The sequence below is a fragment of the Candidatus Thiosymbion oneisti genome, from assembly GCF_900092655.1.
GTDB lineage: Bacteria > Pseudomonadota > Gammaproteobacteria > Chromatiales > Chromatiaceae > Thiosymbion > Thiosymbion oneisti.
Genome location: NZ_FLUY01000075.1, coordinates 1 through 8,445, shown reverse-complemented (window position 1 = coordinate 8,445; position 8,445 = coordinate 1). Strand labels below are relative to the sequence as shown.

7 protein-coding genes and 1 tRNA gene are annotated in these 8,445 nt (G+C 62.7%); 6 read left to right on the top strand and 2 right to left on the bottom strand.

Annotated features, from left to right (window positions below):
• The first annotated feature begins 264 nt into the window (after positions 1 to 264).
• Positions 265 to 1,005: a type III pantothenate kinase gene (locus BQ17_RS00625; protein ID WP_369406446.1), complete on the top strand. Its 741-nt coding sequence runs from the start codon at positions 265 to 267 to the stop codon at positions 1,003 to 1,005.
• Positions 1,006 to 1,534: 529 nt separating this feature from the next.
• Positions 1,535 to 1,610 (top strand) — tRNA-Thr (locus tag BQ17_RS00620).
• A gap of 295 nt (positions 1,611 to 1,905) precedes the next feature.
• On the opposite strand, the gene epmA is transcribed toward BQ17_RS00620, so the two are convergent.
• Together epmA and efp are read right to left on the bottom strand one after the other, a co-directional pair.
• Entirely contained in the window at positions 1,906 to 2,874 is a 969-nt protein-coding gene (epmA, locus tag BQ17_RS00615; RefSeq protein WP_089723825.1) for an EF-P lysine aminoacylase EpmA, read from the bottom strand.
• A complete protein-coding gene (gene efp / locus BQ17_RS00610; protein ID WP_089723824.1) occupies positions 2,871 to 3,443 on the bottom strand; it encodes an elongation factor P in 573 nt (190 codons plus the stop codon). Before efp ends, epmA begins: the two co-directional genes overlap by 4 nt.
• A gap of 74 nt (positions 3,444 to 3,517) precedes the next feature.
• On the opposite strand from efp, the gene cobO reads away from it, so the two are divergent.
• From cobO to guaA, 4 genes are all read left to right on the top strand, one after another.
• Positions 3,518 to 4,123, top strand: coding sequence for a cob(I)yrinic acid a,c-diamide adenosyltransferase (gene cobO, locus BQ17_RS00605; protein WP_089723823.1), 606 nt, complete (start codon positions 3,518 to 3,520; stop codon positions 4,121 to 4,123).
• Positions 4,120 to 5,499: a cobyrinic acid a,c-diamide synthase CobB gene (locus tag BQ17_RS00600; protein ID WP_218067985.1), complete on the top strand. Its 1,380-nt coding sequence runs from the start codon at positions 4,120 to 4,122 to the stop codon at positions 5,497 to 5,499. The genes cobO and BQ17_RS00600 overlap by 4 nt, the downstream gene beginning before the upstream one ends.
• Before the next feature lie 67 nt (positions 5,500 to 5,566).
• Complete coding sequence (gene trxB, locus BQ17_RS00595) at positions 5,567 to 6,544, top strand: thioredoxin-disulfide reductase (protein WP_089723821.1); 978 nt, start codon at positions 5,567 to 5,569, stop codon at positions 6,542 to 6,544.
• Positions 6,545 to 6,684: 140 nt separating this feature from the next.
• Positions 6,685 to 8,271 carry a glutamine-hydrolyzing GMP synthase gene (gene guaA, locus BQ17_RS00590; protein WP_089723820.1) on the top strand — a complete coding sequence of 529 codons (1,587 nt, stop codon included), beginning with the start codon at positions 6,685 to 6,687 and terminating at the stop codon, positions 8,269 to 8,271.
• Positions 8,272 to 8,445: the final 174 nt, after the last annotated feature.

The following is an 8,445-nucleotide window of genomic DNA, read 5'->3' as shown; positions in this document are numbered from 1 at the left end:
CGCCGGGAGAGGGGTTGGGGAGAGGGGATCAAAAAGATGAATCGCTCTACTTTTTCACTTATAAGTTTACCACTACCGGCATCCGCGGTTCAGACGCAAGCCGATTGCGAAGATATGCGTTGATTCGCGTTCATTTGCGGCAAAAAATAATGTGGGCCTGTCCAACACGGCGTTGGGCACCATCGGTTAGCAGCAAACATAGCAATTCGCGTGATTCGTAGTTTCTGTGAAAATCCGCGTAATCTGCGGACAGAGAAAGACAATGTGACCTTATCAATGGATCTACTCATCGACATCGGCAACACCAACCTCAAGTGGACTCTCGGCGCATCCGGCTCGCTGGAAGCGATGCGGGCCGTCCGCCACTACGGTGGGTTCCCAATCGACCTGCATGCGGCCTGGGAACAGCTGACACCCCCGAGGCAAATTCTCGTCAGCAACGTCGGCGGTGCCGAGATGGCCAAGGCTTTGGAACGGGTCTGTCGTTCCTACTGGGACCGAGCTCCGCTATTCGTCACCACCGAACCGAAGGCCTATGGCGTCACCATCGCCTATGAACACCCGGAGCGGCTCGGCGTCGACCGCTGGCTGGCCCTGATTGCCGCCCATCGGATCTGCCCAGGCCCGGTCCTTGTAGTCGATGCGGGTACCGCCATCACCTACGACCTGCTGCTCGCGGATGGAAGCCATCTGGGTGGGCTCATCACGGCGGGAATCGAGATGATGCGCGATAGGCTGATCGCCGGCACCCGGATCCCTCGAATCGAGCCCATGGAATCTGCGGACACCTGGGCCACGGATACGGGCACCGCCATTGCCGTAGGCTCGATCCAGGCCCCTGCCGCGCTGGCCGAGCGGCTATTCCACCGGCTGACCGAGCAGGTCGGTAAGACACCTCAATGCATCCTCTCGGGGGGAGATGCGGAACGGCTGATCCCTGCCCTGCGCCTCCCAACCCAACATAGACCCGACCTCGTGCTCCAGGGTCTGGCCCTGCTCTCCTGAGAACCAGCATTTTTCCCTCTATAACAGGAACCTAAGTCGGGTTCCTGATAAAAACCTGTTTAATCCGCAGATTACGCAGATTTCCACAGATTAAAAACGAAATGATCCGTGAGCATCTGTGTAATCTGCGGATAAAGATTGTTATTATTACAAGTTATTCTCCGTACCCCCAGGGAAAGACGACTGACCTTGCAGGCGAGACGCCTAATCTGCCCTGCCTGCCGGCAGACAAATCGCCAGACCGCTACAGGGGGTGAGACTGGTGGCTGGTAGCTGGCGACTGGTAGCTGAAAACGATTTGTTAACGCGAGAGAAGTCGATACGTACCTGCTCCGTCCCCTGCCTCGTCCTAGTAGTCCGAGTCATTGTGTGATCTTTCGGGTTCCCATAAAATCGAGACATGGGTGCTGTTTCCACGGGCGGCTTTAAGCAGTGTGCCCCGGCCTCTCGCTGCACAGGCGGGCCGGGGCCGGGGCGGGCCGAATGTGAACGCTGCGCTATAGGCGGCCACAAGGGCACATCGGATCCTGCTGGCGTAGCTCAGTTGGTAGAGCAGCTGATTTGTAATCAGCCGGTCGTAGGTTCGAATCCTATCGCCAGCTCCAAAAAACAAAGGGCTGCGAGAAATCACAGCCCTTTTTTGCCCGTTGCATATTTGTGGCGTACCCCAACCCCGGAGCATTACCCCCTACGCCAACTGATAGCGGTAGGGGGCTGAATGATTGCGGACCCCAGTATTACCCCCAGCGGCAAGCTGATTCCCATTCGCCTCCCGCTCCCGGGATGGTGACCTCTCCTGAATGCGGCCTGAATGTGGAAAGTGCATCCGTAACATCAAGCATCAGCAACGTGCAACTCATTTCTCCTTCGAGCGATAATTTTTAATTTCTTCCTGTACCTTCACGCCCGTTCCACCGGAAACGCCAGTGTCTGGTCGATGTGGGTACTGCCGGTAGCCACCATGAGCAGGCGATCCAGGCCCAGGGCGACTCCTGCTGCTTCGGGCATGCCTGCCTCCAGCGCGGTCAGGAACGCCTCGTCCAAGGGCAACCGGTCCAATCCCCGCGCGGAGCGTGCCTGCAGATCTGCATCGAAACGCCTGCGTTGCTCGCCGGGATCCGTGAGCTCCTGGAACCCGTTGGCCAGCTCCATCCCCCCCAGGTAGAGCTCGAAGCGTTCCGCCACCGGCTCCGCATCCCGGCGGATCCGGGCCAGGGTCGCTTGGCTCGGGGGATAATCGTAGACGAAGGTCAACCGGTCCCGAGCGAGCGCCGGTTCGATACGATGAGTAAGCAACAGATCGAGCCAGCCGTCGCGGTCGAGATCCAGATCCCGGCATCCGGGGAGACCATCGGCGGCCTGCCGCAGCGTCGCCACATCCGCGTGCATGGGGTCCAAGCCCAGGTGGGTCCGGAACAGCTCCCGGTAGCTGATGCGCCGGACCGCAAGCTCAGGGCGATCCAGGGCATGGCGTACCAGCTCCGCGACCTCCGTCATCAGGGCCCTATAGCCGAGGCCCGGACGGTACCACTCCAGCAGACTGAACTCGGGGTGGTGCAGGGATCCGCGCTCGCCGTCCCTGAACACCTTGCAGATCTGAAAGATGGGCCCGCTCCCCGCCGCCAGGAGGCGCTTCATGGGGAGCTCGGGGGAGGTCTGGAGATAGAGCGTCTGTGGCCCTGCCTCTGCGCCGGACCAACGGGTTCTCAGGCTGTTGAGGGCGGGGTCGCTGGCGGCGGCACGCGAGGCGATGGGGGTCTCCACCTCCATAACGCCGGCAGCGGCGAAGAATTCCCGTATGCGTCCGAGTAGATATGCCCGCGCCTTCAGCATCTCAAGGCCGGCGCTGGGCCGCCAGGTGGGACTCACCCGTCCTTGGCGCGGGCGACATATTCGCCCGAGCGGGTGTCGACCTTGATCAGCTCGCCGGTCTGCACGAACAAGGGAACGCGCACCACCGCCCCGGTCTCCAGGGTCGCCGGCTTACCGCCACCGCCGGAGGTGTCGCCCTTGAGCCCCGGGTCCGTTTCCGTGACCGCGAGTACCACGAAGTTGGGCGGATCGACGTTCAGCGGAGAGCCGTTCCAGAGGGTGACATTGCACATGTCCTGTTCCTTGATCCAGCTGACGGTCTCTCCCATCGCGGCGGCATCGGCGGACAATTGCTCGTAAGATTCCGGGTCCATGAAATACCAGAGCTCGCCATCATTATAGAGATACTGGAGCCGGGTCTCGTGGACATCGGCGGCCTCCACGGACTCGCCGGATTTGAACGTCTTCTCCACCACGCGCCCGGTCTTCAAGTTACGAACCCGCACCCGGTTGAAGGCCTGACCCTTGCCGGGCTTGACGAACTCGTTCTCGACGATGACATATGGATCGCTATCGAGCATGATCTTGAGGCCGCCGCGAAACTCGTTGGTACTATAACTTGCCATATCGTCCTCCTGATTAGAGGGGCTGAAATCACCAATGCTAGCGCGAACAGCATCCGAAGCGAAACGAGTCGAATATGGATGATAACGATCGGCAAGGGCGCTATCGTAAACGCATGGAGCGCAAGCAGGTCGTCATCGACGCCGCGATCGACCGTGCTGAACGGGAGCAGGGCGTTCTGCTCGTGCTCACCGGAAACGGCAAGGGCAAATCCAGCTCGGCGTTCGGGATGGTGGCGCGCGCCCTCGGCCACGGCCTGCGGGTGGGGGTGGCGCAGTTCGTCAAGGGTCGTGACGACACGGGTGAGGCGTGCTTTTTCCGCCGCCAGCCGGGGGTGACTTGGCATGTCCTGGGCGAGGGTTTTAGCTGGGACACCCAGGATCTTGCGCGCGCTATCCGGACGGCACAGCGCGGCTGGGCCGTCGCCTGCGAGATGCTGCGCGATCCGGCATTCGATCTCATTGTCCTGGACGAGCTCACCTATCCGTTGCGGAACCATTGGCTGGAGCCCGCGGCCGTCGTGGCCGAGCTCCGGGCCCGTCCGCTCATGCAGCATGTGGTGATCACCGGTCGCGGCCTGCCGCCGGCGTTGCGGGAGGCGGCCGATACCATAACCGAGATGTGCGATATCAAACATGCCTTCCGGGCCGGGGTAAGGGCGCAGAAAGGGGTCGATCTGTGAGACGCTGTCCGGCGTTGTTCATCAGCGGGCCGGCCTCCAACTCGGGCAAGACCACAGTCACCGCGGCGCTGGCACGTTGGTGTCGCGACTGCGGTCGTACCGTGCGGGTGTTCAAGACCGGCCCCGATTTTCTCGATCCTATGATTCTGGAGCGGGCCTCGGGGGCACCCGTTTACAACCTGGATCTCTTTATGGGGGGTGAGCGCCACTGCCGCCGATTCCTCTACGAGGCGGCCGGGCAGGCCGATCTCATACTCATTGAGGGGGTGATGGGGTTGTTCGACGGGGACCCCAGCAGTGCCGATCTGGCTACCCGGTTCGGCATTCCGGTGCTGGCGGTGATCGACGGCTCCGCCATGGCCCAGACCTTCGGTGCCGTGGCGCACGGGCTCGCCACCTATCGCCGGGAGGTCCCGTTCGCCGGGGTGCTCGCCAACAATGTGGCCGGGGCCCATCATTACCGGCTGCTCACGGAGGCTTTGCCCGCGGGGATAGGCGCGTTCGGGTGGCTGGCCAGGGACGAGGGGGTCGCACTGCCGGAGCGGCATCTCGGATTGGTACAGGCGGACGAGATCGAGGATCTGGAGGCGCGGATCCGGCGCGCGGCCGCGGCGCTGCGGGGATTCGACGGACACGGCCTAGGATGCGGTGGGCACAGCCCACCCTACGGGGTCGAGACGGCGCTGGAGCCGATCGAATTCGCGCAACCGGAGCAGACCCCATTGCCGTCCGGGCTCGAGGGCCGACGGATTGCGATCGCGCGCGATCGGGCGTTCGCGTTTCTGTATCGTGCCAATCTGGATCTGCTGCGTGACTTGGGTGCACGGCTGGTGTTCTTCTCCCCGCTCGCAGACGGTGCGTTACCGGATGCGGATGCGCTTTATCTTCCGGGCGGCTATCCGGAACTGCACCTGGAGCGGCTGGCGGCAAATCGGCTGATGAAGGCGGCCGTGCGCGCGCATCACGCCGCCGGTAGACCCATCGTCGCGGAGTGCGGGGGGATGTTGTATCTCCTGGAATCCCTCACCGATGTGAAAGGACATCGGGCAGACATGGTGGGTTTGCTGCCGGGGCGCGCTTTGATACAAAAAAAACTCGCCAATCTCGGTGTCCATAGGGTCAGGCTCACCCAGGGAGTGCTGCGCGGCCATACCTTCCACTACTCGCGCTTGGAGCTGGCACTGACCCCCGTCGCCTGGAGTCAAGGCCGGGATGCCGACCGGCGCGGGGAGCCGATATACCGGGAAGACGGCCTGCTTGCCTCCTACCTGCACTTCTATTTCCCCTCGAACCCGGGGGCGGTCGTGCAGTTGTTCAATCCGGCAGGCATGGTGAGTGCAGGTATGGCAGGGCTACCGAACAATCATCACCGCTGAAACATCACCTTTTCTAGTTGATACCGCAACTGCGGGGATCACCCAAGCTACTGGAGCATCAAGACCCATGAGCGAACCCAAACACTGCCGCCTACTCATCCTCGGCTCCGGTCCCGCCGGCTATGCCGCGGCCGTCTACGGCGCCCGTGCCAACCTGAGCCCGGTGATCATCACCGGCCTGGAGCAGGGCGGCCAGCTGATGACCACCACGGATGTAGACAACTGGCCGGGGGATCCGGACGGTGTGCAGGGGCCGGATCTGATGGACCGTATGCGCCGTCATGCGGAACGTTACGAAACCCAGATCCTCTTTGACCAGATCAACCAGGTCGACCTCTCCGAGCGCCCCTTGCGTCTGACAGGCGATGCGGGCACCTACAGCTGCGACGCCCTGATTATCGCCACCGGCGCCAGCGCCAAATATCTGGGTCTGCCCTCCGAGGAGAAGTTCCGTGGCCGTGGCGTCTCCGCCTGTGCCACCTGCGACGGCTTCTTTTACAAAGATCAGAAAGTAGCCGTCATCGGCGGTGGGAACACCGCCGTCGAGGAGGCGCTCTATCTCTCCAACATCGCATCCGAAGTGGTCCTGATCCATCGCCGGGATGCCCTGCGGGCCGAAAAGATCCTCCAGAAGCATCTCCTGGAGAAGGCGGAACACGGCAATGTCAAAATCGAGTGGAACCAGGTACTCGACGAGGTCCTGGGCGATGCGACCGGGGTCACCGGCATCCGCATCAAGCAGGTGCAGGACGGTACCACCAAGGACTTCGCGCTGATGGGCGTCTTCATTGCCATCGGGCACCACCCGAACACCCAAATCTTCGCGGGACAGCTCGCAATGACCAACGGCTACATCGAGGTCCAAAGCGGCACCGCCGGCAATGCTACCGCCACCTCGGTACCGGGGGTCTTCGCCGCCGGCGATGTCATGGACCGGATCTACCGCCAGGCCATCACCTCCGCGGCCACGGGTTGCATGGCGGCACTCGATGCCGAGAAATATCTCGACACTCTTGGAAATTTTTCCGCAAATGAACGCGAATGAACGCAAATCGGTCGCAATCGGCTCACCATTATCGATGGTCCTTTATTCCATTGTGTTCATTGGCGTTGATTTGCGGATAACTTTTCGGTCTCCGCCGATGCGCCCTGATCTCGGCGCGTAATTTCATATCGAGCCATCCTGTGACCACCAACCCAAGCCCCCTCCACGCCGATCGCATCCTGATCCTGGATTTCGGCTCCCAGTACACCCAGCTCATCGCCCGCCGGGTGCGCGAGGCGGGGGTCTACTGCGAGCTCCATCCCTGGGACCTGGATGCCGACCACATCCGTAGCTTCGGCGCCAAGGGGGTGATCCTCTCGGGCGGCCCCCAATCGGTCCACGAGCAGGCGACGCCACGGGCCGCCGCCGCCGTATTCGATCTCGGCGTTCCCGTGCTCGGCATCTGCTACGGCATGCAGGCCATGGCGGCCCAACTCGGTGGCCGGGTAGCCGCGGCGACCCAACGCGAGTACGGCTACGCCCAGGTGCGCGCCCGCGGCCACTCCCGGCTGCTGCGGGACATCGAGGACCATACCAGCCCGGAGGGCTATGGCCTGCTGGACGTCTGGATGAGTCACGGCGACCGGGTCGAGGCCCTGCCGCCGGGGTTTCGCGCCATCTGCACCACGGATAATGCGCCCTTGGCGGGCATGGCGGACGAGGAACGGCGCCTCTATGGTCTCCAGTTTCACCCGGAGGTCACCCACACCCGCCAGGGGCAACGCATCATCGAGCGCTTCGTCCACGACATCTGCGGCTGCGGCAACCTCTGGACGGCGGGCAACATCATCGAGGACGCCATCGCGGAGGTCCGCCGTCGGGTGGGCACCGATCAGGTGCTGCTCGGCCTTTCCGGGGGCGTGGATTCCTCCGTGGTGGCCGCCCTGCTGCATCGGGCCATCGGCGACCAGCTTACCTGCGTCTTCGTCGACAACGGGCTGCTGCGGCTGGGTGAGGGCGAACAGGTCATGCGTACCTTTGCCCGCCACCTGGGGATCAAGGTCATCCGCGCCGAGGCGGAGGAGCGCTTCCTTGCCAAGCTCGCGGGCGTCACCGACCCGGAGCGGAAACGCAAGCTCATCGGCAACACCTTCATCCAGGTCTTCGAGGAAGCAGCGGAAAAGCTGCCCGGCGTCAGATGGCTGGCCCAGGGGACCATCTACCCCGATGTCATCGAGTCGGCGGGGGCCGAGACCGGCACGGCCAAGGTCATCAAATCCCACCACAACGTGGGCGGACTACCCGCCGCCATGAAGCTCAAGCTGGTGGAGCCCCTGCGGGAACTGTTCAAGGACGAGGTACGCAAGATCGGTGTCGAGCTCGGCCTGCCCTACGAGATGGTCTACCGCCACCCCTTCCCCGGCCCTGGACTCGGGGTACGCATCCTGGGTGAGGTCCGCAAGCCCTATGCGGATATTCTGCGCCTGGCGGACCATATCTTCATCGAAGCCCTGCACCGGGCGGAGCTCTACGACCAGGTCTCCCAGGCCTTTGCCGTCTTTCTGCCCGTCAAATCCGTCGGCGTGGTGGGCGACAATCGCCACTACGATCATGTCATCGCCCTGCGGGCGGTTGAGACCCTGGATTTCATGACCGCCCGCTGGGCCCGATTGCCCTACGACTTCCTCGATCAGGTCTGCCGCCGCATCGCCAACGAGGTGCGCGGGGTCTCGCGGGTGGTCTACGACATTACCGGCAAGCCGCCGGGGACCATCGAGTGGGAGTAAGACTCCGCAGTGTGACGGCACACCCGTATTGCGAGCGCTAAATGCGCTGTGGCTGGGGCAGCAGTACCGAAGCACCAATAACCTGGGAATCATTTTTGGTAGTGGATAAATTCTAAATGCTGAAGTCTGCCAACCCCTCCCTCGTCATTCCGGCAGGGATTGCCGGAATCCAGG